Origin of the sequence: Flavobacterium orientale, from assembly GCF_014638005.1 — a bacterium.
Classification (GTDB): Bacteria; Bacteroidota; Bacteroidia; order Flavobacteriales; family Flavobacteriaceae; genus Flavobacterium; species Flavobacterium orientale.
Map to the genome: position 1 here is coordinate 98,278 of NZ_BMFG01000002.1, position 26,885 is coordinate 125,162.

Sequence of the window (26,885 nt, forward strand, 5' to 3'; positions counted from 1 at the left end):
AGGTACTAAGGTTCTAAGGTTCTGAGGTTCTAAGGTTTTAAAAAATTAATTATGAATGACACGATTCAACATTACATTGATCAACTTTCAACAGTAAGTGATCAGGAGATTGGGCAACAACTAACGGCACTTATTGATGCCAATTTATCGTTTACCGAAAGTAAAATTTGGCATGCACATCCCGTTTGGTTTATCGACGGAAATCCGATTGTGGGTTTTAGTAAGCAAAAGCCGGGCATGCGGTTAATGTTTTGGAGTGGTGCCGATTTTGAAGAAACCGCTTTGAAAGTTAGAGGCGAAAAGTTCAAAGATGCCTCCATTTTTTATACTTCAGCTTCCGAAATCAATGCGGATGATTTGAAACGTTGGCTCCAAAAATCGGAAACCATTCAGTGGGATTATAAGAATATTGTGAAGAGGAAAGGAAAGTTAGAAAGGCTTTGAGGTACTTTAGAAAGGTTCTAAGGTACTAAGGCACTAAGGCTTTGCAGACTTAGCACCTCAGCACATAAAAATAAAACATCATGAAAAAATTAAATTATTCTATAGCAATCCATGCAAAAGCGGACAAGGTTTTTGAAATCATGCTTTCCAAACCAACTTATGAACAATGGACGGCTGCATTTAATCCGTCGTCTACTTTTGAAGGGGGTTGGAACAAAGGCGACAAAATCTATTTCATCGGATTTGGTGAAGATGGGAAAAAAGGAGGGATGGTGTCCCGAATAGCCGAAAATATTCCCAATCAATTCCTCTCGATTGAACATTTGGGCATGTTGGATGGTGCTACCGAAATAACCGAAGGACCAATGGTTGAAAGTTGGAAAGGAGCTTTGGAAAATTATTCGTTTTCAGAGGCCAATGGTGTTACTACCGTTTCAGTGGAAACCGATACTAGTGAGGATTATGCTGATTATTTCAATGAAACTTGGCCTAGGGCGTTAGGTATTTTGAAGGGTTTGTGTGAGTAGGGTTTTTTAACCGCAAAGGACGCAAAGTTTTACGCGAAGGACGCGAAGTTTTTTTTAAAACATTAAGAAATTAAGACGCTTCGCTTTTTTTCATTAAGGGAAATAAGTTAGTTTAAGAGTTTAAGGGTTTAAGAGTTTAAGGGGTTTGAACACGGATTTAAAAAATTGGAGAAATAATAGCTCAATTTTTTTTAACATTAGGGAAATAAGACGCTTCGCTTTTTTTTCATTAAGGGAAATAAGTTAGTTTAAGGGTTTAAGGGTTTAAGAGTTTAAGGGTTTAAGAGTTTAAAAGTTTAAGGGGTTTGAACACGGATTTAAAAAATTGGAGAAATAATAGCTCAATTTTTTTTAACATTAAGGAATTAAGACGCTTCGCTTTTTTTCATTAAGGAAAATAAGTTAGTTTAAAAGTTTAAGGGTTTAAAAGTTTAAAACCTAAAAGTTTATCTTTCCAAAAAGCAACCTTTTTATCCTTTTTTCATCTTATCTTTATCAACTACTAACCTGAAGACCAATGCTTAAAAAACTACACGTCATATTTTTACTGTTTTCTTTTCATTTTGTTATAGCACAATCGGTGGAATGGGTGGCTACTCCGGCCATTGCAATAACCACTCCGGTTCCTTCGGGTTATATTTGTGCTACGGATGCGTTTGGCAATGCTTATTTTGCGGGATATAAAGACAATCCGTATTCCTATACCGAACTTTTTGGGAATTTGTTATATCAAAAATACACTACCTCAGGAACACTGCTGTTCTCCAAAACCATTAGCGAAAGAGCTGTTGTACATCAAATGCAAAGCGATTCCCAAGGCAATATGTTACTGGCCGTTGAACATTTGAATACGCTGACCTATGAAACAACCACGATTCCCAACGCAACAGGTTTACCACAACATGTGTTGCTTAAAATCAGTCCGACAGGGGATTTGTTGTGGCATAAAGTGTTGACTATGCCTGTTGTGGGGGTCAACACGTTTAAAGCCATTGCTTTTGATGTGTTAGACAACATCTATTTAGGTTATGACAATTACGGTACGTGTCACATTGAAAAGTTGAGTCCTGCCGGGGTTTCCTTGCAGTTGATTGTACAACAAAATGTGAATCGTTTGACTTCTTTGGCTGTTGATGCCGCCGGCAATATATATGCTACGGGTTCGTGTGCGAATATTAATTCCGTTTACGCAGGGGTGTTACAACCCACCAATTTTGATTATACCGTTTACTTGGTGAAATACAATGCGGCAGGTGTTTTTCAGTGGATTAAGTATGTGCAAGACATTACCTGTACGACACCGATGGTGCAAGTTGCTACTGATGGAAATGTGTATTGGGCTGCGGAGCTGTTTTTACCCGTACAATTGGGCACTATTCAACTAGAAGGTCCCACAACAGGAGGCTCTGATTTTTTCTTGGCCAAACTGAATGCTCTCGGTGAATATGTATGGGCAAGAGAAGTTCCCGGAGCCGGTTCCGTTGAAGTAGGCCACCATAATTTTTTACAATTGGATGCTTTTGGAAGTGTTTACCTTACCGGAACTTTGTCTGGCGGCATCACGCAATGGAATGAGCAAGTGACCACCAACACGGGAACCTTTTCAAACCGACAAATTTTGTTGTTGCGTTATTTGGATAACGGGGCTCTTATTTTTGCCTTTACGGCAGGAGGTGCTCAAAACGATTATGGCAATAGTATTGCCACCACCTCGACTGACACGGTTTTGCTTACCGGAAAAATGCAAGGCAACGCCACGCTAGGATGGTACACTCATACCAATGCGGATTCCTTTGGGTACAATCCGTTTTTGGCTAAAATTTCACCGATTACTTTGTCCCTTCCCGATTCGGAAACTACTAGCGTACGCATTTATCCCAATCCTGTGATGGATGTATTGACGGTTGAAACATCGCAAACCATTGTGGGGATAACGGTTTTTTCGTTAAATGGGCAACGGATGTCACTTCCGCAATTTGGGAATCAAGTTGATTTTAGTGGGGTGGCGAATGGGGTTTATGTGGTGGAGGTTGAGACGGAAATTGGGGTTAAGAGGGTGAAGGTGGTGAGGTAGGTATTCTGTTGTCGGTTGTCAGTTTTCAGAACAAATTATAAAATAAAGAGCTCTTCCCCTGTTTCAAAATCTTCTATTTTGAAATCTTCACTACAATTGTCGCAGTGGTAATAAATCACTGTCTTGTTTGGGAAATAGTCATCGTTTTTAACAACTATTTCTTCCCAATAGTCTTCATGGCAAGAGCATTTTTTGTGGGGAATCATTGTTTTTGAATTTAATTTAAGATTTATAAATTTTAATATAAATTTTTTCCTCTTTTGGTGTCAACATTTTTTTTTCGACTAAATTTACGAGAAATCTTTTTTTATTCTAAAAATATCATGCTAAATGTTACTTGTGCTATCATTGTTTTTGATAATAAAATTCTTGTTACTCAACGAAGTGAGAAAATGAAGCTGCCCTTGAAATGGGAATTTCCTGGAGGGAAGTTAGAAGAAGGAGAAAGTGAAATTGAATGTATAAAAAGAGAGATAAAGGAAGAAATAAATTTGGATATTGAAATCGTAAAAAAGCTTACAAGCAATATTCATGATTACGGAACTTTTAAGATTAATTTAATTCCTTTTGTAGCTTATCATCTTAATGGAGAAGTTAATTTGACAGAACATAAAGACTATATTTTATTGGAAAAGAAAGAATTATTAAATCTTGATTGGGCAGAAGCTGATTTACCGATAGTTGAGGAATTTTTAAAATTTGAATTATGAATCAAGGATTATATGAAGAACTAGTGACAAAACTAGTGGCTTATAAAATTAATGAGTTAGACAAAGACAAGTTTCAAGTTAAAAAGACTACGATAGATAAAGCAGAGGCAGCTCAATTATTATCTCAACATATTGGAAAAACTATAAAGCATGCTTTTTCACTGATTAAAGGAGAGGATACATTAGAAACTCAAATTGAAATTGCCAATAAAATCATTTTATTTCTGAAGGAAGAGCTTAATAAAGAAGAGTTTGAAGATGATTTAATTGAGACGGAGGGTAAAATATTAAAAGCAGTTTTCACAAAAGTCGACAATCACTTTACAGATTTAGATTTACATTTAAGAGAAATCACACCTTACACTAGATTAATACATAGTGAGCTTTTTACGGGAGGAAATTCTGGTACAACTTTAGAAAGTGAGTTAAGAAAAGAAATTTTGTCCTCAGATGAAATAGATTTACTGGTTTCTTTCATAAAATGGAAAGGAATTAGAATTTTAGAACGTGAATTATTAGAATTCACTAATCGTGGAGGTAAACTTAGAGTCATTACAACTACTTACATTGGAGCAACTGATGCAAAGGCAGTTGATTTTTTATCCACTTTAAAAAATACTGAAGTTAAGGTTTCCTATAATACTGGAAATGAAAGATTACATGCTAAGGCTTATTTATTTCAACGAAAAACAGGCTTTCATACAGGTTATATTGGTTCGTCAAACTTTTCTCGTTCTGCGTTAACTGATGGATTAGAATGGAATTTAAAAATAACTACTAAGGAAGTGGCCCATATTATCGATAAATTCAAAAAAACATTTGAAGCTTACTGGCAAAATTCTGAATTTGAATTATATGATAAAAACATTCATTCCGTAAAATTAGTGGAAGCTTTAAAGCAAGGAAAATTTTCAAAGGAATATACTTTTGCGACAACTTTTTTTGACATCAAACCATTTCATTATCAAAGTGAAATACTTGAAAAATTAGAAGTTGAAAGAACAGTTCATAACAGGTATAGAAATCTTTTAGTAGCAGCTACGGGAACTGGAAAAACAGTTATTTCTGCTTTTGATTATAAAAATTTTAGAAACATTAATAAATCTTCAAAGTTGCTTTTTGTTGCACATAGAAAAGAAATTTTGATTCAAGCAAAAGCAACTTTTCAAGGTGTTTTAAAAGATAATAATTTTGGCGACTTATGGGTTGATGGAATTGAGCCAAAATCTTACGAGTATCTTTTTGTATCAGTACAAACATTAAATAACAGATTAAAAGATTTAAAACTTTCTCCAAATTTTTTTGATTTTATTATTTTAGATGAAGCACATCATGGACCAGCATCTAGTTATAGACCATTTTTAAATTATTTTCAACCAAAAGTGTTATTAGGGTTAACTGCTACTCCAGAGAGAATGGACAATGAAAATATTCTTGAAGACTTTTGTAATCGTATTGCTGCTGAGATTAGACTTCCGGAAGCATTAAATAAAAAATTATTAAGTCCTTTTCAATATTTTGGTATAACAGACAGTATAGATTTGACTAATGTTAAATGGGAAAAAGGAAAGTATGTTGCAAGTGAATTAACAAGTTTATATACAAAAAATGATATTCGTGTTGGTCAAATAATTTCTAATCTGGATAAGTATACTAATAATTTAAATGATGTACGTGCCATTGGTTTTTGTGTGACTATTGAGCATGCTTCTTTTATGACTGAAAAGTTCAATCTAGCAGGTTTAAAAGCAGAATGTTTAACCGCCAAAAACTCTAAAGAACGAGATGTAATAAGAGAGAAATTTAGAAAAAAAGAATTCAATTACCTATTCGTAGTTGATATTTTCAATGAAGGTGTTGATATACAGGAAATAGATACTGTATTGTTTTTGAGACCTACTGAAAGTTTGACTATTTTTCTACAGCAATTGGGTCGTGGTTTGCGTTTAGCTGAAGGAAAAGATTGTTTGACAGTTCTAGATTTTGTAGGGAATTCTAGACCTGAATATGATTTTGAAAGCAAGTTTAGAGCACTTATTGGTAAAACAACTACTTCAGTTTTAAAAGAAATAGAAGATGATTTTCCACATTTACCATTAGGATGTTCGATAGTTTTAGAGAAAAAAGCTAAAGAAACAATTTTAGAGAATATAAGAAAAGCAACATTATTAAATGTAAATCAACTTATTGCTAAAATAAGGAATTTTCCACATCAAACAAATATGCCATTGACTTTGAAGAATTTCTTAGAATTTAATCATATTTCGATAGAGACAATTTATAAAAAAGATAGTTGGTCGAGACTATGTCAAAGAGCAGGTTTAATTGATGATTTTGATAGTAGTAATGAAAAGCAAATTTTTTCTGCCATAAGTAATAAATGGCTTTCTACAAATTCTACTAGTTATTTCAATTTTATTCTTAATCTGGCTAAGAAAGGATTTGATGTTAATTTGAATGATTTCGATGAGAATGGAAGAGCAATGTTATTAATGCTTTATTATGATATTTGGCAAAATCATGGTTTGTTCAAATCATTAGAAGAAAGTATTAAAGCAATAGGAAAGAACAAAGTTTTAGTAAAAGAAATAATTGAAGTATTAGAAATATTTTTAGATAGAGTTGACTTTAAAGAAATTGATATTAAATTACCATATAAACAACCATTGAAAGTTCACGCTAGATATACAAGAGATCAAATTACTGCAGCATTTGGGAAAACTACTTTTGAAAAAAAATGGCCAAGCAGAGAAGGAGTTTTAGAGATAGAAAATATAAATACAGAATTACTTTTTATCAATTTAATAAAATCAGAAGAAGATTTTTCTCCTACAACAATGTATGATGATTATGCGATTAGTGAAACTTTGTTTCATTGGCAAAGTCAAAACTCATCAAGACCAGAAATAGGAAAAGGATTGTCTTATATAAAACACAAAGAAAATAATAAAAAAGTATTACTATTTGTTAGAGAGAAATCGAGTGATGAAAATGGAAATACTATGGGTTATGTCTTTATTGGAGAAGCCCATTTTATTGAAAGTGAAGGAGCAAAACCAATGAATATTAAATGGGAACTCAAAGAACCTATGCCCAATTATTTGTGGAAAGCTTCTGCCAAACTATCTGTGGGGTAGTTTATGTCTGAAGGGTATTCATTTTTTAATTAATAAACCAACTCAAAATAATTCTCCAAAGCAATTTGAAACAATTCCGTTTCAATTTTGATGAGTTCTTCTTTGTAGTTCCAACCTTCAATGTAAGCTTCGTCTTCGGGGCAAATAGGATAACCGTGGAGTTTTCGGCTCAGAATATCACTCATTAAAACATTGTCGCAACTGTAATAAAGAGGATAATATTTTTCGATAAAATCCCAGTATTCTGTAGATGAATATTTTAATTTTGGTTTCATAATAATTGTGTTTATTCAAAATTATGCATTCCAATTTTTAGTAGCAGCCTACAATTGTATGCTTTTGTAATTATTTTGAAACATTCGGAATTAGTATTTGGTATTCCATTTTGGAATAATTGAGGAGAAGTTTGTTCCTTCCTCGTTTGTAAACAAACTATGAAGGAGGTTCCTATTTCGTCTTCGACATCTTGCGGAATGACATAACGGGGGGTGACTTGGATTATGGGATTGCTTCGCCGGTTCGCTGTCGCTCGAGTCCTCACGCCTCGACGGACACGCCTGCGTCTGATGATATACTACTTCACAACAGTGCCAAAAAAAACCCAACTTTCGTTTGGGTTTATAGGGTGTATTTGTTTAATACGCAATCGGCTTATCTGTCTTCAGCGGAATTTTAAAATGTGTTTTTACGAAGGCTTTCATTTGTTCGGTAGTCATTTTATCGGCTTCGAGGGTTTGGATGTAAAGGTTGTTGCATTCGGGGTTGGCTTTGATGAGGTCAAACAAGGCGGTTTTGGCTTGGGTTGGGCCAAAAAGTAGGGCTTCTTCATAGCCTTTAACCAGTACCAGTAAATCATTGTAGAAGGCTTGGTCGGTTTGGTTTTCTTCGTTGTGAATGGGGCTTTCGCTGCTTGCTTCTCCTTTTTTCTTAATTGGTAGGTAGAAGTTGGACTCCATAGAGGTGAGGAGAAATTCGCCGGTGGCGTTTTCGTAAATTTGGGCACTGGTGTAATCCATCCAAATGCCTATTCTTTTTTTTAGGTTCATGTTTAGTGTTGATAATGGGTTTAGGATTTAAATTTACGGAGAATAAATGATGGGGTGGGGTTATTGGGTTTTATTTAAGATTCTGAGGGTTGGTTTTTCTCGCATTAACGCGAAGGTTGGAACGCGGATCCCGATAGTTATCGGGACAGATGGCTTCGCCAACACGGATGGTGGCGGATTTTTTTACTGCAAAGTTGATAAAGGTTTACGCAGAGACGCTTCACTTTTTTTGGGTTTATTTATCTCAAGGGTTGGAAAGTTTGGAACGCGGATGACGCAGGTGGCTTTGCCAACGCGGATGGGGGCGGATTTTTTCCTCGCAATCCCGATAAAAATCTGGAGATGGGACGCAAAGGGTGGAACGCGGATTAGCCTATCGACGGACAGGTGAAGCGGATTTTTAAACTGATGTATAAATTCATGGCTTTTCGTAAATTAAGCGTCTCCACTTTTAAACTCTTAAACCCTTACTCTTTTAAACCTTTAAACGATTCTTAAATTTTTGCAAGGTGTTGAATGAGTTGCTTAATTTTCAGTACATTTGATTTTATTTTTTTACAAATGACTAAAAACCTACTACTTCTACTATCACTCTATACTTGTGTTTTGTTTTCGCAGGAGACACCCTCTGAACTTGCGGAATTGGCTCAAGCGGAAATGAAATCGGCTTCTTCTACTATGAATTTTGTGGCGAATGTCAATACCCAAAATTATGATATGGTTTATCAACGGTTGGAATTGACCGTAGATCCCGCGGTTTATTTTGTGAGTGGGAATGTGACATCGCATTTTGTGGCCAAGCAAGCCATGAGTACGATTACGTTAGATTTGGCTCATCAATTGACTGTTGGTTCCGTAATGAAAGGCAACACCTCTTTGGCTTTTACACAAGCCAATAATGAATTGGTGGTTACGTTAGCTCAGCCCATTGTAGCCGGAACGTTAGACTCCATTGCGGTAAGTTATGCGGGTGTGCCGCCTTCGGGTCAGCAGGCTTTTGCTACGGGAACACATTCCGGGACACCGGTGTTGTGGACGTTGTCGGAACCTTATGGTGCGAGAGATTGGTGGCCTTGCAAGCAAGATTTGAATGATAAAATTGAAGCGATTGATGTGTATTTGACTACTCCATCACAATATGTAGCCGTTTCCAATGGTGTAGAACAAAGTCAGGTGGTAAACGGTTTGACCAAAACCACGCATTTTGAACACAATTATCCGATTCCGGCGTATTTGGTTGCCATAGCCGTGACCAATTATCAGATTTTTACACAAACGGCCGGAACAGCTCCCAATCAGTTTCCGGTTGTCAATTATATTTATCCTGAGAGTTATAACAGTGCTGTAACGAGTTTGGCTCAAACCCTTCCAATTATGGATTTGTTTGAAACCTTGTTTGAAACCTATCCGTTTTCTGATGAAAAATACGGTCACGCTCAATTTGGTTGGGGTGGCGGCATGGAACACACTACGGTTTCCTTTATGGGGAATTTCAGTCGCGGTTTGATCGCTCATGAGTTGGCTCACCAATGGTTTGGCAATAAAATTACGTGTGGCACTTGGAAAGACATTTGGTTGAACGAAGGTTTTGCCACCTATTTGTCCGGTTTGGTCATAGAAAATTTAGATGGAGCTCCCAATTTTGTAAGTTGGAAAAACAGTTTGATTAACAACATCACCTCACAACTTGGCGGTTATGTCTATTTGCAAGACAGTGATTTAACGAATGTGAATCGTATTTTCAGCAGTCGTTTGAGTTACAACAAAGGAGCCATGGTGTTGCACATGTTGCGATGGAAATTGGGCGATACTGCTTTTTTCCAAGCCTTACGAAATTATTTGGCCGATCCTAATTTGGCTTTTGATTATGCGGTTACCACCGATTTGCAATATCATTTAGAAACTGTTTCGGGACAAAATTTAACCGAGTTTTTCTCGGATTGGCTGTATAATCAAGGCTATCCCACTTACACGGTAACGGCACAAAATATGGGCAATTTAGAAATGCAGGTGCAATTATTTCAAACGCAATCGCACCCGTCGGTTTCGTTTTTTGAAATGCCGGTTCCCATTCGCTTTATCGGCGTTAATGCCGAACAGTTTGATGTAGTTTTACAACATACTGAAAACGGTCAGTTGTTCACTGTGGCTGTACCTTTTGGAGTAGCTGACATCCAATTTGACCCGCAACGTCATTTGATTTCTAAAAACAATACGGCTACTTTGGGATTGCCTTTTGAAGCTATTGATGCACTTATTGAGCTGTATCCAAATCCGACTAAAGATTTGTTATCGATTGATTTACCGGCTTCCATTTCTTTTGAGAAGATGGAGATTTATTCCACTTTGGGGCAACAGGTGGGTGTTTCCACTTCGCCATCGTTTTCTATTGCTGCTCTTTCGGAAGGTATTTATCAAGTGAGAATCACTACTTCAGCGGGTGTATTTCATAAAAAAGTGATAAAAAAGTAAATCAGTTGCAGATAAACGCATCACTATTAGTAGTAAAACCTTATTTTTGTCGGCAATTTAGATTTTAACCCAATTAAATGGAAACATTGATTCAAATAGCACAATTGATATTGTGTTTGTCCTTCTTAGTTATTTTACACGAATTAGGACATTTTATACCAGCCAAATATTTTAAAACGAAGATTGAAAAGTTTTATCTTTTCTTTGACCCTTGGTTTTCTTTAGTAAAGAAAAAAATTGGTGATACCGAATATGGAATTGGGTGGTTGCCGATGGGTGGTTATGTGAAAATTGCCGGTATGATTGATGAGAGCATGGATAAAGAGCAATTGAAACAAGAGCCACAACCATGGGAATACCGCAGTAAACCGGCTTGGCAACGTTTGATTATTATCTTAGGTGGGGTTATTGTCAATTTCTTTTTGGCCTGGATTATTTATGCGATGTTGTTTATCAATCACGGTGATAATTTTGTAGACAATTCCAAGATCAAACACGGTATTGTGGTAGATTCTGTTGGGAATTTGTTGGGATTACAAAACGGCGATAAGATTTTAAAAGTAGACGGAAAAGTTCAGCCTAAATTTGAGCAATTGCCTATTGCTATTTTATTTGGTGATAACATTACGATTGAACGTGACGGTAAAGAGTTAACCTTTGATTTGTCTGATGAAGGCAAACGCGATGTGATTAAACGCAAAGGGAAAAACTTTTTGAATGCACGTGAGGAAACGGTGGTTGACAGTGTTGTTCAAGGTATGCCGGCTGCTTTAGCGGGTATGCAAAAAGGGGACAAGGTAGTAGGTGTTAATGGCAAACCGGTTGCTTATTTTGATGAGTTTACCGCTGAATTATCACAATACAAAAACGATTCGGTATCTATTGAAATACTAAGAAACAACGAACCTCTTACACTTAGAGCCAAAACTACAGCAGATGCTAAATTAGGTTTTAACAGTGGTCAATCGGTAATTAAGGATGCTTTTACGACAAAAGAAGTATCGGTTATGGAATCGATCCCTGCCGGTTTTACTAAGACGATTAACACCTTAACGGGACAAATAAAACAATTCAAGATTATTTTCAATACTAAAACGGAAGCCTACAAAGAAGTAAGCGGACCGTTACGTATGTTTAAGATATTCAAACCAACCTGGGACTGGACATTTTTCTGGTCGTTTACAGCGATGTTTTCGGTGTGGTTGGCGTTCTTAAATATCCTTCCAATTCCGGGATTAGACGGAGGTCATGCGGTATTTATCATCATTGAGTTGGTTACCCGTAAAAAACCAACCGAAAAAACATTGGAAATTGCACAAACGATTGGTGTGGTTATCTTATTGAGTTTGATGGCCTTAGTATTTGGTAACGATATCTGGCATTTGATAAAAGGCACCTAGATAAAAAAAACTGCAAACTTTTTGCGAATTTTATTTGTATAAAACATTTTTCGCTCTATATTTGCACTCGCAAAAAAGGTTATACACCTTCCTCCTTAGCTCTCCCGATAGCCATCGGGATTGGTTCGAGCTAAGAAGTTTAAGTTATAAATTGAAAGATTGAAAATATAGTAACCTATACGGTTATTCCTCCTTAGCTCTTCCGATAGGAATCGGAAAGTTAGAGCAAAGTAGGATAAAAGATTAAATTGAAAGATTGAAAATATAGTAACCTATACGGTTATTCCTCCTTAGCTCTTCCGATAGGAATCGGAAGGTTAGAGCAAAGAAGGATAAAAGATTAAATTGAAAGATTGAAAATATAGTAACCTATACGGTTATTCCTCCTTAGCTCAGTTGGTTAGAGCATCTGACTGTTAATCAGAGGGTCCTTGGTTCGAGCCCAAGAGGGGGAGCTTAAAAGCCTAACATGAAAATGTTGGGCTTTTTTTATATTTAGCTGTCATGTATGTTGTGGACGGGTTAAAACCCGTCCCTACAAAATGGGTCGAGCCTACGGCTCTTTGACGTTGGGCTGCAACTCATCCCATCAAAATGGATTTGAAAATAGACGGATTGAAACCCGTCCCTACCTTATACACTCAGATAAACATAATCGATTTTATATCGGTTACACTGCAAATTTGGGCTTGAGGTTAGATTTTCATCTGAATGATACCCAAGTTATGAAATATAAAAGTAGCTATTCTTTCCAAGAATAACTATTTTTCACCAATTTGTATTTTTTATAACTATTTTTCACCGATACTAACTATTTTTCACTTATTTTTGAATAATCATTTTTCACTAGGAAGTATGAATAGTAATCATTTCTCACTAAAAATAAGTGTTTTTCACGGTAGACAAGCTCCAGAAGAAGGAACCTTAGTTGGTTATGGTGCTTTAATAGAAAAATATAGACTACAGGTACCATTACCTAATCGATTGGCTCTAATCAGTACAAAAAAGCGACACTATTCAACAAATCAATGGCTGGTTCTTACTTCAAGACATGAACCTGAAGACACATTGTATAAACAACTAGTATTTGCCTTAAAATATGAGGGGGTAAATATGTTGTTCTTTAAAAAACTCTTTGAGAAACTTTCGGAAAACAACATCAAGGAATTGGTGCAAATAGAACCAAATGGTCAATATAGTCGTAAAATGTGGTTTTTATATGAGTGGTTAATGGGTACTAAACTAGCTATACCGGATTTAACTACCGGTAATTTTGTATACTTAATTGATGAAAATTTACAGTATGCCTCTCCAATTTCAATTAATTCCGGGAGGCATCGGGTAAAGAATAATTTAGCAGGGACCGTTGACTTTTGTCCGCTACTTTTTAAAACAGAAAAATTAGAACATTATATTGCTAAGAATAATGTAGCGAACATCGCTATGCTGGTGAATGGTTTTCGAAAAGACATTTTGTTACGAACATCTGCCTTTTTGCTTTTAAAAGACTCTAAGGCTTCATTTGGAATTGAAGGAGAAACACCCACTCAAAATAGAGCTGTGCGTTGGGGGAAAGCTATCGGGCAAGCAGGAACTAAGCCTTTAAGCAACGAAGAATTATATCGTTTACAACAGATTGTTATCGAAAACAGTCGTTTTATTACAATGGGTTACAGAACGGAAGGCGGATTTGTTGGCGAGCATGATAGAATCACAGGCGAGCCAATCCCGGAGCATATTTCTGCCTCCCCCAAAGATGTAACACAATTAATGAACGGACTTCTAAAAACCAGTAATCAATTAGAGTCAGTTGGGTTTCATCCTGTTCTAACTGCCGCAATAATTGCATTTGGCTTCGTTTTTATTCACCCTCTTGTAGATGGAAATGGTAGAATTCATCGCTATCTAATTCATCACTTATTAGCGGCTATGAAATACAGTCCGCAAGGAATAATTTTTCCCATATCAGCAACTATATTAGAAAGAATTGATGATTATAGAAGAGTACTAGAAAGCTACTCGCTTCCATTGTTAGATCATATTGAATGGGAGAAAACGACTAGCAATAATGTAAATGTGCTGAATGAAACCATCGATTATTACAAGTATTTTGACGCAACACCCCAAGCGGAATTCTTATTTGAGTGTGTAGATACGACTATTCATAAAACACTACCCGAAGAAGTAGCTTATTTACAAAAATATGACGAAATGAAGTTATGGCTTGACAATCTTTTTCAAATGCCTGATAGTATGGTCGCTTTGTTAATTAGATTTTTAGAACAAAATAATGGGGTACTCTCAAAAAGAGCTTTAGAAAAAGAATTTTCTGCCTTAACTCTTGATGAGATTACAACTATACAAGAACACTTCAAACGTGTTTTCGTTTCTTAATCCTAGTTATTGCATGTGGTTCTAAAGATCAAGTTGTAACCATTGAAAAGCATAGTAAGGCAATGAAAAGTAAGGTCTACATAGAGAATTTGTTGCGTTATCCCGAGATGGGTTTGAAATTGCCGGAAAATAGCAATAGTATCAAACATTGTTTCTTTCTCAAAAATCAATAGGGAGCATGATACGTATCAAACAAAAACTGCAACGTTTCGTTGATGTTGTTGGCTTCAATTGTCGGAGTTTCAGTCGAGGCATTTAACCAGTTTTCAATTCGGTCTTCGAAATTAGTTCCTACTTCAGAAAGCACTTGCACGCCTAGTTTTTTCAAAGCCGCGGCATTACATTCTTGTTCATAATGGTTTAAGATGGGAATACTGAGTACTTTCTTTTTGAGATACAAGGCTTCAGAAGGCGTTTCAAAGCCGCCACCCGTAATGATTCCGTGACAGGTTATCAAACTTTCATTAAAATACTGTTGGTTTACGGGATAGTAGGTAATGTTTTTGATGGTATGCTTCGTTTTTACCTCACTTAAAAACCAATGGAACTGCTGACCAGGGAGTTTATTAAAGGCTTTTTCCAAACAATCTTTGTCAAAGGAGGGTAAGTAAACTGTGATGTGTTTCAAATCTTTGGGTTCGGCTTGCAGGATTTCATCTTTAATTATGGGTGGATAAATAAAGGAATCATATTGTTCAAAATGTAATCCTATGTGTTTGGGAGATGGGGCATAATGTTTAAATATTGTTTCTCCTAAAAAGCTTTTCTTTTCGGGTCTTGGTGTCAATTCGGAGATAAAACTTGCTTGATGGCCAAATTGAACGGACTTTACTTTTTGCAGTTTACACGCCAAAGCTGTAACGGAATCAAAATCATTAATAATGACATCGTACTGCTTTAAAGGTAACGCTTTGGCATCTTTATACATTTGAATGGGTTTGATGTTCTGAGCTATCGCCAGGTAGTCTAAACCACCACATTTACTGTAAAGCAAACTACAGCCTTTACTTTTGTACTTCACGGGTAAGTCAACCGGTAACGTAGCATTGTTTCCGCTTAAAAAAAAGTCGACCGAACCAAATTTTTGTAGATGGGGATACAGCTGAATCGCTCTGCTGATATGCCCGTTCCCTGTTGCTTGAATTGCATAAAATAGTTTCATTGCTTATATTTTAATTTAATGGAGTAGTATGGTGTGAGTACCATTATTTGATGTTATTCGGATAAAATTTTAGTTACAACATCATTCGGACTATCTGTTTCGTTGGCTTCCTGATCAGCAAATTCCGCTTTTTGGTAGTGGTAAATACTCCATTTCTTTTTTTTGTATTCCAAGGCGGTCAGGTTCTCCACCCAATCGCCGCTGTTTAAGTACAACACTTTTCCGTGTTCGTTTGCCATTTCTTTCATTTGCGGTTTATGGATGTGTCCGCATACCACATAACTATATCCTTTTTCAATGGCAATTTCGGCAGCAGTAGTCTCAAAATCAGAGACAAATGCGACTGCTTTTTTTACACTGTCTTTAATCATTTTGGAATAGCTTCTTTTTTCTTTTCCGAATAGCACGCGTACCCAATTGATGAAACTATTAATCAGAATTAGTAAGTCGTAGCCTTTTCCGCCCAATTTGGCTAAGATTTTTGCGTAGCCTTTAGTGGAAGAATCGAACACATCACCATGAAAAATCCATGTTTTTTTACCGTCGAGTTCCAAGATTAATTTGTCTACCAGTTCAAAATTTCCTAAAATAAGGTCGGAATATTTGCGTAAGTTTTCATCATGGTTTCCGGTGATGTAAATCACTCGTGTTCCTTGGTTGGACATCTTTAATATTTGACGGAGTACGTTTCTGTGGGAAGCCGGAAAATAGCTTTTGCTGAAGCTCCACATGTCGATGATATCGCCATTCAATACAAGTGTTGTAGGGTGAATGGATTTTAAGTAGTGAAGTAATTCTTTGGCTTGGCAACCATAGGTTCCTAAATGCACGTCACTTATTACTACCAGAGGAATTGCTCTCTTTTTTTTCAAAATAAGTTTTTGCAAACATACAGCCGGTATGTTATGGGAATGTTTGGGGAGTATTATTATTTACTTACGGGTTGTTAAGTCTTGTTAAATAATTGATTGTAGGCGGGTTGCGGTTTGATTGTATAATTTTGGATTTGAAAATGTGCGGGATCAAACATGTCTGTTGTGGACGGGTTAAAACCCGTCCCTACAATATGAGTCGAGCCTACGGCTCTTTGACGCTACATTTTAATTACATTTTTTTTGTCATATCTAATGTGATACAAAAATTTGTATAATTCACCCATCCACAGAATAGAAGAAGCTAAGCCGGCAAACACGACAAACTCTGTAAAGGAGACGGGATCAAATTGAAATAAATCTTGAAAGAAAGGGATGTCAATAATCATAACTTGGATGATTATAGAGGCAATCAAACCTATATTTACCCATTTATTTGAGAATAGACCAATGGTAAAAGCCGAGTGGCGTAAGGATCGCATGTTAAACATATTAAACAATTGACTAAATGCCATGACTACAAAAGCGGCAGTTCTCGCTTTTTCGATTCCTTCCGGCAGGTAATATTTAAAAACACTTAACGCTACGGTCGCCATTAAAATAGCATTAATGATTAAAAAAGGCACCACACTTTTGTTTAAGATTTTCTCTTTGGGATTCATAGGAGCTTGTTCCAATTCATCGCCATGTCCTTTTTCAGTGGCCATAGTGGTCGTACAAGTTCCGTCGGTAACTAAGTTTAACCACAAGATTTGCGTAGCTGTTAATGGAATGGGCAATCCCATAAAAATAGCTGACAACAACGTAACAATTTCCGAAAAGTTGGTAGTGAGTAAAAAGAAACTGGTTTGTCTAACATTATTAAAAACTACCCGACCTTCTTCAATCGCTTTTACAATCGTAGAAAAGTTATCATCTGCAAGTACCACTTGAGCGGCATCACGGGCTACATCGGTACCCATAATTCCCATGGCCACGCCCACATCTGCTTTTTTTAGTGCAGGAGCATCGTTTACGCCATCACCGGTCATGGCAATCAGTTCTCCTTTTTCTTGCAGCGTGGTGGCGATTCGCAACTTCATCTGTGGGGTCAGTCGGGCAAAAACACGGGTTTCCATGATGGCTTTTTCAAACTCTTTTTCATCCAATTGCAGGAGTTGGGTTTCCGTCAAGCCTTGATGCGAAGCATTGTCGTCGTCCAGAATAATATGAGTCGCTTTTGCAATAGCAATACCGGTGTTGATGTGGTCACCCGTTGCCATAATCACTCGAATTCCAGCCTTGTGACAAGCATCTACGGCTTCTTTTACATCCGGACGAGGCGGGTCTATCATTCCTGCTATTCCCAGAAAAGTGAGTGCGGTTAAGTCATTGTCTTTTAGGTGGTCATGATTAGTTGTGGTTTCTTTTTTTGCTAATGCAATTACACGCATGGCATCACCAGACCATTGTTCTATTTGTTTTCTTATTTCATATTTTGCCGTTGATTCAAATGAGATGGTTTTATTTTTATGAGCCACATTCGTACACGCATCCACTATTTTTTCAGGAGCACCAATCACATAAATTTCTTTTTCTTCCCCATTTTGAACTAACGTAGCACGCATTTTAAGGGTGGCACTAAAGGGTAGGTCGTCAATTTTAACGCAATGGGTTTGTTTTTTGGGGAACACTCCTCCTTTGCGAGCTAATGCCAATAAAGCTCCTTCTGTGGGGTCGCCTAACAATACATAAGAGTCACTTTCAATATCATGACGGATATCGCTGTTATTGCTAAAAGCAGCTACTTGGAGCAATGCTTCTAAAACGGGTTGGTTTTCTATTTCCGTGATGTTTCCTTCGCGATGAAAGTTTCCGATAGGCGACCAACCTTCGCCGCTTATTTCCCAAGGGATTTCTCCCGGCACCATTACTTTTCTAACCGTTAATGTATTTTGAGTGAGTGTTCCTGTTTTGTCTGTAATAATGGTTGTAACCGCTCCAAGAGTTTCCGTGGCACTAAATTCGCGAACAATAGCATTTTGTTTACTCATATTGTGGGCTCCAATAGCCAGCACTATGGCAAGTACCGCCGGCAGTCCTTCCGGTATCGACGAAACCAAAGCGGCAATGGCAATCATTAGTGTTTCATCCAAGCTTTGCTTACGGATAAAGTAGGCTACAGAGAACAAGGTCAATGCACTGATTATTGCAATAAGTCCCATTTGTCTCGCCAGTTCGTTGGTCTTCTTTTGAAAATTAGTCAGACCGTGTTTGATAGAGTCCAGTGAATGGGCAATCTCTCCTAAAGCAGTCTTCATTCCTGTTCCGGTCACAATGGCTCTCCCGTAACCGCCGGAAATAAAGGTTCCTTTATAGACAGTATTTTTCCGATCGGCTAAGGGTAATTCATCCGGTAGGTCAATTGCCGATTTATTCACGGGTAAAGATTCTCCGGTAAGTGGAGCTTCAATAGCTCTGAGGTTTTTGGCTAAATAAAGTCGTGCATCTGCCGGTATGCTATCGCCTTCCTCTAGAATGATAATATCACCCGGCACAAGTTCTGCCGCTGCAATGGTTTTTTTTTCACCATCGCGAATGACTTTGGCGGTTGTTTTAAGATAGGATTTTAAAGAAGCTACTGCTTTTTCTGCTTTCCATTCTTGAATAAATCCAATAAATGTATTAATCAATATAACTGCCAAGATTACATAGGTATCCACTTCATGTCCGGTGAACCATGAAATTAAAGCGGCCATAAACAAAATCAGAATCAAGGTGCTCTTAAACTGTTTTAAAAAAAGCATCCACCAAGTTCTGCCTCCGGTTTCCTGAATTTCGTTTTTCCCATATTCTTGTTGCCTTTTGGGAATGTCGCTTTCAGAAAGACCGCTTTTTTCAGAGGTTTGAAAAAATTCAAATAATTCAGGAATGGTTTTTTGATAGGCTTTCATGTAATACAATTTATTAAATTGTAAGTTACTGATTTTATATTGTTTACGAAATGATAATTGTCATTGTGTCGAAAATTGGCGGGGTGAAAATCCATTCCTACAATATGGATCAAACCTAAGGCTCATTAAGGTTTGGACTAGTAGATTTTGATATAAAAAAAGTCCAACAATTGTCGGACTTTTATACGTATTACATTTTATAATGATTTTACAAATTTGCAAAGAAGTCATTTCCTTTATCGTCGGTAATGATAAACGCAGGGAAGTCTTTGATGGTGATTTTCCGAACGGCTTCCATGCCTAATTCTTCAAAATCGACCACTTCAACGGATAGGATATTTTCTTTTGCAAGAATCGCTGCGGGGCCTCCAATGGAACCTAAATAGAATCCGCCGTATTTTTGACAAGCATTTCGAACTTCGTCGGTGCGGTTTCCTTTGGCCAACATAATCATGCTGCCGCCGTGTTTTTGGAATTCATCCACATAAACGTCCATTCTGCCAGCTGTGGTTGGTCCGAAACTTCCGGAAGGCATTCCTTCGGGTGTTTTTGCCGGGCCTGCATAATATACGGGATGGTTTTTGAAATACTCGGGCATCGGTTTTCCGGCATCGAGTAGTTCTTTGATTTTTGCATGAGCGATATCACGGGCAACAATCAACGTACCGTTTAATTTTAATCGGGTTTTGATGGGGTAATTTGAAAGTTCAGCCAAAATCTCTTTCATCGGTCGGTTCAAATCGATGGTTACCGGTTCTTCTAAATGCGGAGCCGTTTCGGGCAGGAATCGTTTTGGGTTGGTTTCCAATTGTTCCACAAAAATACCGTCTTTGGTAATTTTACCTTTAATATTTCTATCGGCAGAACACGAAACACCCATTCCAACAGGACAAGAAGCCGCATGTCGCGGTAAACGAATCACCCGTACATCATGCGTTAAATATTTTCCGCCAAATTGAGCTCCAATGGCACTTTCTTGACAAATTTGTTGCACGCGTTTTTCCCATTCCAAATCTCGGAAGGCTTGACCGGCCATATTTCCTGTGGTTGGTAAATGATCAAAATAGCCTGCAGAGGCTTTTTTGACTACGGCTAAATTCGCTTCAGCGGAAGTACCGCCAATCACTAAAGCTAAATGATAAGGTGGACAAGCGGAAGTGCCTAAATCCATGATGCGTTCGCGTACAAAAGCTTCTAGCGATTTTTCGTTTAACAACGATTTTGTCTTTTGGTATAAGAAGGTTTTGTTGGCCGAACCTCCACCTTTTGCCAGGAATAAAAATTCATACGAACTTCCTTTTTTGGAATAAATATCAATTTGAGCCGGTAAGTTGGAGCCTGAGTTTTTTTCTTCAAACATCGAAATCGGTACAATTTGCGAATAACGAAGGTTTCTTTTTTGGTACGTATTAAAAATACCTCTGGAAAGCCATTCGCCGTCGTCAGCACCGGTATACACATTTTCACCTTTTTTTGCCATAACGATAGCCGTTCCGGTATCTTGACAAGAAGGCAATTGTCCTTCCACAGCAACAACCGCATTTTGTAACAGGTTGTACGCCACAAAACGATCGTTGTCGGTCGCTTCCGGGTCGTCAATAATTTTTCTAAGTTTTTCTAAATGCGAAGAACGAAGCATGAACGATACGTCGCTCAAGGCTTCTTCGGCTAATAAGGCAATTCCTTGTGGGTCAACTGTCAAAATTTCTCGGTCTCCGAGTTTTTCTACTTTTACAAAATCAGTTGTTATTTTGCGGTAGGCTGTATCGTCTTTAAGAATGGGATAAGCGTCTTGGTATATAAAATCCATAGTCATGTAATTAAAGTGTAAAGTTACCATTTATTGGGGAATTTGAAAATAGTAATGAAACGAAACTTGCTTGCAGAATTCATTTTCAACTCCCAAACATTTGTTTACCTTTGCTTTTTTAAAAATTAAGCTTCTCACTATGTTACAAATAGCCGTTATTCGGGAAAATAGAGATCAAGTTATCGCAGCTTTAGCGAAACGAAATATGGATGCCGTTACTTTGGTAGATACCGTTTTGAATTTGGATGAAAAACGCAGGGCTACACAAGTGGCTTTAGACAACGTGTTGGCGGAGTCTAATTTACTGTCAAAAGAAATTGGTGATTTGATGAAATCAGGTCAAAAGGACCAAGCGACTGCTTTAAAAGAAAAATCGACTTCTTTCAAAGAGCAAACGGCTCAATTGAAAGAAGCGTTGGAAAAATACACCACCGCTTTATCGGAAGAATTATATAAAATCCCAAATACGCCTGCTGCGATTGTTCCTGAAGGGAAAACGCCGGAAGATAACCTGACTGTTTTTCAAGCAGGAGCAATTCCGAAATTACATGAAGGTGCTTTGCCGCATTGGGATTTGGTAAAAAAATATGACATTATTGATTTTGAATTGGGAGTAAAAATCACCGGTGCCGGTTTTCCCGTGTACAAAGGAAAAGGGGCCCGTTTGCAAAGAGCTTTAATTGCTTATTTTTTAGATAAAAATACCGAAGCCGGTTATGTAGAATACCAAGTGCCGCATTTAGTTAATGAAGCATCGGGTTTTGGAACAGGACAGTTACCTGATAAAGAAGGCCAGATGTATCATGTTGGTGTTGATGATTTGTATTTGATTCCAACTGCTGAGGTGCCGGTAACTAACTTGTTTCGCGATGTGATTTTGAACGAAAGTGAATTACCTGTTTTGTGTACCGGTTACACCCCATGTTTTCGAAGAGAAGCGGGATCCTACGGAGCTCATGTTCGCGGGTTAAACCGTTTGCACCAATTTGATAAAGTAGAAATTGTACGCATTGAACATCCGGATAATTCCTATCAAGCACTTGACGGTATGGTTGAACATGTCAAAGGCTTGTTGGACGAGTTGCAATTGCCTTACCGTGTATTGCGTTTGTGTGGCGGAGATATGGGCTTTACTTCATCCTTGACTTATGATTTTGAAGTGTTTTCTACGGCACAAGACCGCTGGTTAGAAATCAGTTCGGTTTCTAATTTTGAAACGTTTCAAGCCAACCGTTTGAAATTGCGTTTTAAAGACAAAGACGGTAAAAACCAATTGGCACATACGTTGAATGGAAGTTCGCTAGCCTTACCAAGAGTAATGGCCGGCATTATAGAAAATTATCAAACTCCGGAAGGCATTGTCATACCGGAAGTATTGCGACCTTATACCGGTTTTTCAATTATTGACTAATTGTAAAATCGTTTAAAGAAGAGGTCCCTTTTACATCAAATGGGACCTTTTTTTATACAAACCCACATGGTTTTCGTTAATCTTACCCTAACGGGACCTTGATTTAGTAAAAAAAAGTTACTTTAGTGCCTAGTTTTTTTGAGTTATGTTACAACGTTGTATTCTTTTAGTTTTTCTTTTGACCGGATGGGTACATTTCGGCCAAAATGAGCAGTTGGCACAAAACTACTTTGATAGTGGTTCTTTTGAAAAAGCTTTGGTTAGTTATCAAGAACTATTGAAAACCAATCCCGGAAACGGCGTTTATTTTTTACGAACTATTGAATGTTACCAGCAATTGGAACAGTATGATAAAGCGGAAAAAGAGTTGAATGAACGTTTATTGAAATACAAACAAGCTTCGTTGTTGATTGAATTAGGTTATAATTATCAGCTACAAAAAAATACCACCAAAGCCGAATCGTTGTATCAGGAAGCACTTTCAAAAATTAAAGAAGCTCCCACCAATGTCTATTCCGTTGCTTCCACTTTTGAGAAGAAAGTACTGTTGCAGTATGCACTCAAAGCTTATGAAACGGCTTATGAAATAGATCCAAAATCCCGTTTTAATTATCAAATGGGTTTACTTTACGGGCAATTGGGTCAACCTGACAAAATGATTGAGAAGTTTTTAGATGAGTTGTATACTAATCCACAAAACAGTGTACTAATTCAAAATCAATTGTCTCGATTTATGAATGACGATACGGATGAACAATTTAATAATCAACTTCGCAAGGCCTTATTGATACGAGCACAACAAGACCAAGACCTTTTTTGGAATCAAATGTTGAGTTGGTATTTTGTACAACAGAAAGAATACGGCAAAGCCTTTATTCAAGAAAAGGCCATTTATAAAAGAGAACCGGAGACGTTTTCCAATATTGTTTCCTTGGGCGAAATGGTAATAGAAGCGGAAGAAAACGATTTGGCTAAAGAAATATTCAATTTTATTTTAGAAAACACCAATGATTTGGATTTGCAGATTCAATCCCATTATTATTTGATGCAAATGCAAATCGATCAGGCAGCAGAAAAAGACTATGCTACCATTGACGCTGCTTTGGAATTACTTCTGAAAAAATATGGGGTGAGTCCTTACACACTTTCTATCCAATTGATGCAAGCCAATTTTGCTACTTTCAAACGCAACAATCCCGAGCAAGGGAAAGCTATTTTGGATCGTACGATGGAGTTGCCTTTGAATCGTTTTCAATTGGCTGATGCCAAAATGGAATTGGCCGATATCTTATTGTTTGAAAACAAATTCAATCAAGCATTAATTTATTATACGCAAATCCAGGAGGATTTAAAAAATGATGTGATTGGACACGAAGCCAGTTTAAAAGCGGCAAAAACCAGTTATTTTAATGTTGATTTTGATTGGGCTTTGACCCAACTCAAAGTATTAAAAACAGCCTCTACCCAATTGATTGCAAATGATGCTTTGGAATTGTTTTTATTGATTAACGACAACACCGTGGCGGATTCTACGCAAGCAGCTTTAAAACGATTTGCCAAAGCAGATTTTTTGGTTTATCAAAACAAAAAAGCAGCAGCATTAAAAGAGTTTCAGACCTTGTTGCAGGAACACCAATCGGATGTTATTGCGGATGCTACGTTATTGAAAATAGGCACATTGCATGAAGACTTAAAAGACACTTCAAAGGCATTAGAAGCCTACCAAAAAATAATTGATGATTTTCCCGAAAGTATTTACAGGGATGAAGCCTTGTATTTTTCGGCCGAAATCTATCATAAAAAACTTCAAATGCCTGATAAAGCGAAAGCCTTGTATGAGAGCTTGCTTTTTAATCACCAAGACAGTATTCATTTTGTGGATGCGAGAAGAAAGTACCGACAATTGCGAGGCGACAGCAATTTGTAATTTTTTAATTTAACAGTAAAGCGTATGATTATTTATAATGTTACCATCAATATAGACAATAGTGTTCACGATAAATGGCTGCATTGGATGCAAACCAAACACATCCATGATGTGTTGGCTACCGGAAAATTTTCCACAGCCCGAATGGTTAAAGTTTTGGTAGAAGAAGAAGGGAGCGTTACCTATTCCGTTCAATATGTAACCGACAGTAAAGATAAGTTACAACGCTACTACACGGAAGATGCTCCGCGATTGCGTCAGGAAGGACTGCAGTTGTTTGCTGATAAAATGCTAACCTTTCGAACCGAATTGGAAGTGATTAGCGAGCATTTTTCAGAAGTTGCCATGCAGTAACTGTTTCAGCATCAAACCACATTTTTTAATGCCTAAACCCCATCAACATGGAACAAGTAAGAGCAAAAAAACACCTTGGGCAACATTTTTTAAAAGATGAATCCATCGCCAAAAACATAGCTGATTCGTTATCTTATTCCGGTTATTCCAAAATCTTAGAAATTGGTCCGGGAATGGGCGTTTTAACCAAATATTTATTAGAAAAACCCACCGAAACTTTCGTCATAGAAATTGATCGGGATTCTGTGGTTTATCTCAATACCAATTACCCTCAATTGGCCGGAAAAATCATTTCCGAAGATTTTTTAAAATATGATTTAGGAGCCGTTTTTGGTCAGGAACCATTTGCTATTATTGGTAATTTCCCGTATAATATTTCTACACAAATAGTGTTTAAAATGTTGGCTATGCGAAATCAGGTTCCTGAGTTTTCAGGGATGTTTCAAAAAGAAGTAGCCGAACGAATTTGTGAAAAAAAGGGTACTAAAACCTATGGTATTTTATCGGTTTTGACTCAAGCTTTTTATGAGGCTGAGTATTTATTTACCGTTTCCGAACATGTTTTTTCACCTCCACCCAAAGTGAAGTCGGGTGTATTGCGTTTAAGACGAAAAGAGAACTATCATTTACCGTGTGATGAAAAACTGTTTTTTGCTGTGGTAAAAACGGCTTTTAACCAACGCAGGAAAACACTTCGTAACAGTTTAAAAACATACCAACTGTCTGATAATTTAAAAGAAGATAGTATCTTTGACCTCAGACCGGAGCAATTGTCGGTTGAACAATTTGTGGCACTAACTCAAAAGATTGCGGCCAATGGAGTTTAAAATCAGCAGGGACTTTTTAGCTCAAATAGAGCAACTTATCAGTGAAAACAAGGGACAGGAACTCTATGATCTGCTCCATGACATTCACTATGCTGATATTGCCGAAATCATGGAAGAACTTGACCAGAAAGAGGCAAGTTATATTTTCAACCTATTAGATTCCGAAAAAACCGCAGAAATTCTTCTGGAATTAGATGAAGAAGTCCGCGAAAAAATACTTAAAAACCTAACGGCAAAAGAAATTGCAGAAGAGTTGGATGAACTTTCCACCGATGATGCTGCCGATATTATTGCTGAATTACCGCAAGAGAAAAAAGAGCAGGTAATCTCCGAATTAGAAGACGTTGAACACGCTAAAGACATTGTGGATTTGTTGCGTTATGACGAAGATTCTGCCGGAGGTTTGATGGCGAAAGAGTTGGTGAAAGTCAATGAAAACTGGAACGTACTGACGTGTGTCAAAGAAATGCGAATTCAGGCCGAAAACGTTTCGAGAGTACATTCCATTTATGTTGTAGATGAGGATGGTCGTTTAAAAGGGCGGTTGTCTTTGAAAGATTTATTGACTACTTCCACCAAAACACCCATTAGCGAAATTTATATACCGAAGGTAGATTATGTAAAAGTAGATACTAAGGATGTTGAGGTAGCCCGTATCATGCAGAAATACGATTTGGAAGCCATTCCGGTTGTAGATGAAATGGGACGATTGGTAGGACGCATTACTATTGATGATATCATTGACGTAATTAAAGAAGAAGCCGATAAAGATTATCAGTTAGCTGCAGGTATCTCGCAAGATGTAGAAGCAGATGATAGTATTTTAGAATTGACCAAGGCCCGCTTACCTTGGTTGGTTTTAGCACTTTTGGGTGGATTTATAGCGGTAAAAGTCACCGGACAGTTTGAAGGGGCGATGGAAAATTACAGAGTATTGTTTTTTTTCACACCACTTATTGCTGCCATGGCAGGTAATGTTGGTGTTCAATCTTCGGCCATTATTGTACAAGGTTTAGCCAACAATACATTAGGAGGGACTCTTTGGCAAAGGTTGTTTAAAGAGATGAAGTTAAGTCTTTTCAATGGATTGCTATTGTCGATAATTCTTTTATTTGGCAGTCATTTTTTATTAGGTCATGATTACATCATTGGAATTACGGTTTCTATTGCACTTATTTCAGTGATTGTTATTGCGTCATTGATTGGGACTTTTGTTCCCATTACATTAAATAAATACGGCATCGACCCGGCACTTGCAACCGGACCGTTTATCACCACGAGTAATGACATTTTTGGGATTTTAATCTATTTTTCTATCGCAAAAGCCATCTTAGGATTCTAAAATTTGTATTTTTAGTGAGCCAAAACCTGCTATTAGTTACTAA

At 37.3% G+C, this 26,885-nt stretch carries 20 protein-coding genes and 1 tRNA gene; 14 read left to right on the forward strand and 7 right to left on the reverse strand.

From position 1 onward, the window contains the following. The first annotated feature begins 51 nt into the window (after positions 1-51). From IEV15_RS02985 to IEV15_RS02995, 3 genes are all read left to right on the forward strand, one after another. Positions 52-444 carry a DUF1801 domain-containing protein gene (locus IEV15_RS02985; protein WP_188361021.1) on the forward strand — a complete coding sequence of 131 codons (393 nt, stop codon included), beginning with the start codon at positions 52-54 and terminating at the stop codon, positions 442-444. Positions 445-524: 80 nt separating this feature from the next. Continuing rightward, on the forward strand, positions 525-971 hold the full coding sequence (locus IEV15_RS02990; protein ID WP_188361022.1) for an SRPBCC family protein: 447 nt from the start codon (positions 525-527) through the stop codon (positions 969-971). 517 nt (positions 972-1,488) lie between these two features. Next, entirely contained in the window at positions 1,489-3,045 is a 1,557-nt protein-coding gene (locus tag IEV15_RS02995; RefSeq protein WP_188361023.1) for a T9SS type A sorting domain-containing protein, read from the forward strand. A gap of 35 nt (positions 3,046-3,080) precedes the next feature. On the opposite strand, the gene IEV15_RS03000 is transcribed toward IEV15_RS02995, so the two are convergent. After that, a complete protein-coding gene (locus IEV15_RS03000) occupies positions 3,081-3,251 on the reverse strand; it encodes a hypothetical protein (RefSeq protein ID WP_188361024.1) in 171 nt (56 codons plus the stop codon). Between the two features lie 117 nt (positions 3,252-3,368). Here IEV15_RS03000 and IEV15_RS03005 point away from each other — a divergent pair, with 117 nt between their 5' ends. Together IEV15_RS03005 and IEV15_RS03010 are read left to right on the forward strand one after the other, a co-directional pair. Next, positions 3,369-3,755, forward strand: coding sequence for a (deoxy)nucleoside triphosphate pyrophosphohydrolase (locus IEV15_RS03005; RefSeq protein ID WP_188361025.1), 387 nt, complete (start codon positions 3,369-3,371; stop codon positions 3,753-3,755). Next, positions 3,752-6,892, forward strand: a complete 3,141-nt coding sequence (locus IEV15_RS03010; RefSeq protein ID WP_188361026.1) for a DUF3427 domain-containing protein — start codon at positions 3,752-3,754, stop codon at positions 6,890-6,892. Before IEV15_RS03005 ends, IEV15_RS03010 begins: the two co-directional genes overlap by 4 nt. 29 nt (positions 6,893-6,921) lie before the next feature. On the opposite strand, the gene IEV15_RS03015 is transcribed toward IEV15_RS03010, so the two are convergent. Beyond that, complete coding sequence (locus tag IEV15_RS03015; protein WP_188361027.1) at positions 6,922-7,167, reverse strand: hypothetical protein; 246 nt, start codon at positions 7,165-7,167, stop codon at positions 6,922-6,924. Positions 7,168-7,527: 360 nt separating this feature from the next. After that, positions 7,528-7,938: a hypothetical protein gene (locus IEV15_RS03020; protein WP_188361028.1), complete on the reverse strand. Its 411-nt coding sequence runs from the start codon at positions 7,936-7,938 to the stop codon at positions 7,528-7,530. 561 nt (positions 7,939-8,499) lie between these two features. Between IEV15_RS03020 and IEV15_RS03025 the strand changes: the two genes are divergently transcribed. The 4 genes from IEV15_RS03025 (at position 8,500) to IEV15_RS03045 (ending at position 14,204) form a co-directional block, all read left to right on the forward strand. Further along, entirely contained in the window at positions 8,500-10,410 is a 1,911-nt protein-coding gene (locus IEV15_RS03025) for a M1 family metallopeptidase (protein WP_188361029.1), read from the forward strand. 77 nt (positions 10,411-10,487) lie between these two features. Beyond that, entirely contained in the window at positions 10,488-11,810 is a 1,323-nt protein-coding gene (gene rseP, locus IEV15_RS03030) for an RIP metalloprotease RseP (RefSeq protein WP_188361030.1), read from the forward strand. A 381-nt stretch (positions 11,811-12,191) separates the two neighbouring features. Then, positions 12,192-12,265: transfer RNA gene (locus IEV15_RS03035), tRNA-Asn, on the forward strand. Between the two features lie 400 nt (positions 12,266-12,665). Beyond that, positions 12,666-14,204, forward strand: a complete 1,539-nt coding sequence (locus IEV15_RS03045) for a Fic family protein (protein ID WP_188361032.1) — start codon at positions 12,666-12,668, stop codon at positions 14,202-14,204. A 166-nt stretch (positions 14,205-14,370) separates the two neighbouring features. Here the strand turns inward: IEV15_RS03045 and IEV15_RS03050 are convergent, their stop codons facing one another. The 4 genes from IEV15_RS03050 to IEV15_RS03065 form a co-directional block, all read right to left on the reverse strand. Then, the gene (locus tag IEV15_RS03050) at positions 14,371-15,366 is read right to left on the reverse strand and encodes a glycosyltransferase family protein (protein WP_188361033.1); all 996 of its coding nucleotides are present in this window, start codon (positions 15,364-15,366) and stop codon (positions 14,371-14,373) included. A 53-nt stretch (positions 15,367-15,419) separates the two neighbouring features. Beyond that, entirely contained in the window at positions 15,420-16,238 is an 819-nt protein-coding gene (locus IEV15_RS03055) for a UDP-2,3-diacylglucosamine diphosphatase (protein WP_188361034.1), read from the reverse strand. Positions 16,239-16,459: 221 nt separating this feature from the next. Beyond that, a complete protein-coding gene (locus IEV15_RS03060; RefSeq protein WP_188361035.1) occupies positions 16,460-19,171 on the reverse strand; it encodes a cation-translocating P-type ATPase in 2,712 nt (903 codons plus the stop codon). Between the two features lie 208 nt (positions 19,172-19,379). Beyond that, positions 19,380-20,981: a fumarate hydratase gene (locus IEV15_RS03065; RefSeq protein ID WP_188361036.1), complete on the reverse strand. Its 1,602-nt coding sequence runs from the start codon at positions 20,979-20,981 to the stop codon at positions 19,380-19,382. A gap of 139 nt (positions 20,982-21,120) precedes the next feature. Between IEV15_RS03065 and serS the strand changes: the two genes are divergently transcribed. The 5 genes from serS (at position 21,121) to mgtE (ending at position 26,842) form a co-directional block, all read left to right on the forward strand. After that, a complete protein-coding gene (serS, locus tag IEV15_RS03070; protein WP_188361037.1) occupies positions 21,121-22,392 on the forward strand; it encodes a serine--tRNA ligase in 1,272 nt (423 codons plus the stop codon). A 145-nt stretch (positions 22,393-22,537) separates the two neighbouring features. Beyond that, positions 22,538-24,319 (forward strand): tetratricopeptide repeat protein, encoded by a 1,782-nt coding sequence (locus IEV15_RS03075; RefSeq protein WP_188361038.1) that lies wholly within the window; start codon positions 22,538-22,540, stop codon positions 24,317-24,319. Positions 24,320-24,343: 24 nt separating this feature from the next. After that, entirely contained in the window at positions 24,344-24,673 is a 330-nt protein-coding gene (locus IEV15_RS03080) for a DUF4286 family protein (RefSeq protein WP_188361039.1), read from the forward strand. Between the two features lie 47 nt (positions 24,674-24,720). Continuing rightward, positions 24,721-25,500 carry a 16S rRNA (adenine(1518)-N(6)/adenine(1519)-N(6))-dimethyltransferase RsmA gene (rsmA, locus tag IEV15_RS03085; protein WP_188361040.1) on the forward strand — a complete coding sequence of 260 codons (780 nt, stop codon included), beginning with the start codon at positions 24,721-24,723 and terminating at the stop codon, positions 25,498-25,500. Then, on the forward strand, positions 25,490-26,842 hold the full coding sequence (gene mgtE / locus IEV15_RS03090) for a magnesium transporter (protein ID WP_188361041.1): 1,353 nt from the start codon (positions 25,490-25,492) through the stop codon (positions 26,840-26,842). Before rsmA ends, mgtE begins: the two co-directional genes overlap by 11 nt. The last annotated feature ends 43 nt before the right edge of the window (positions 26,843-26,885 follow it).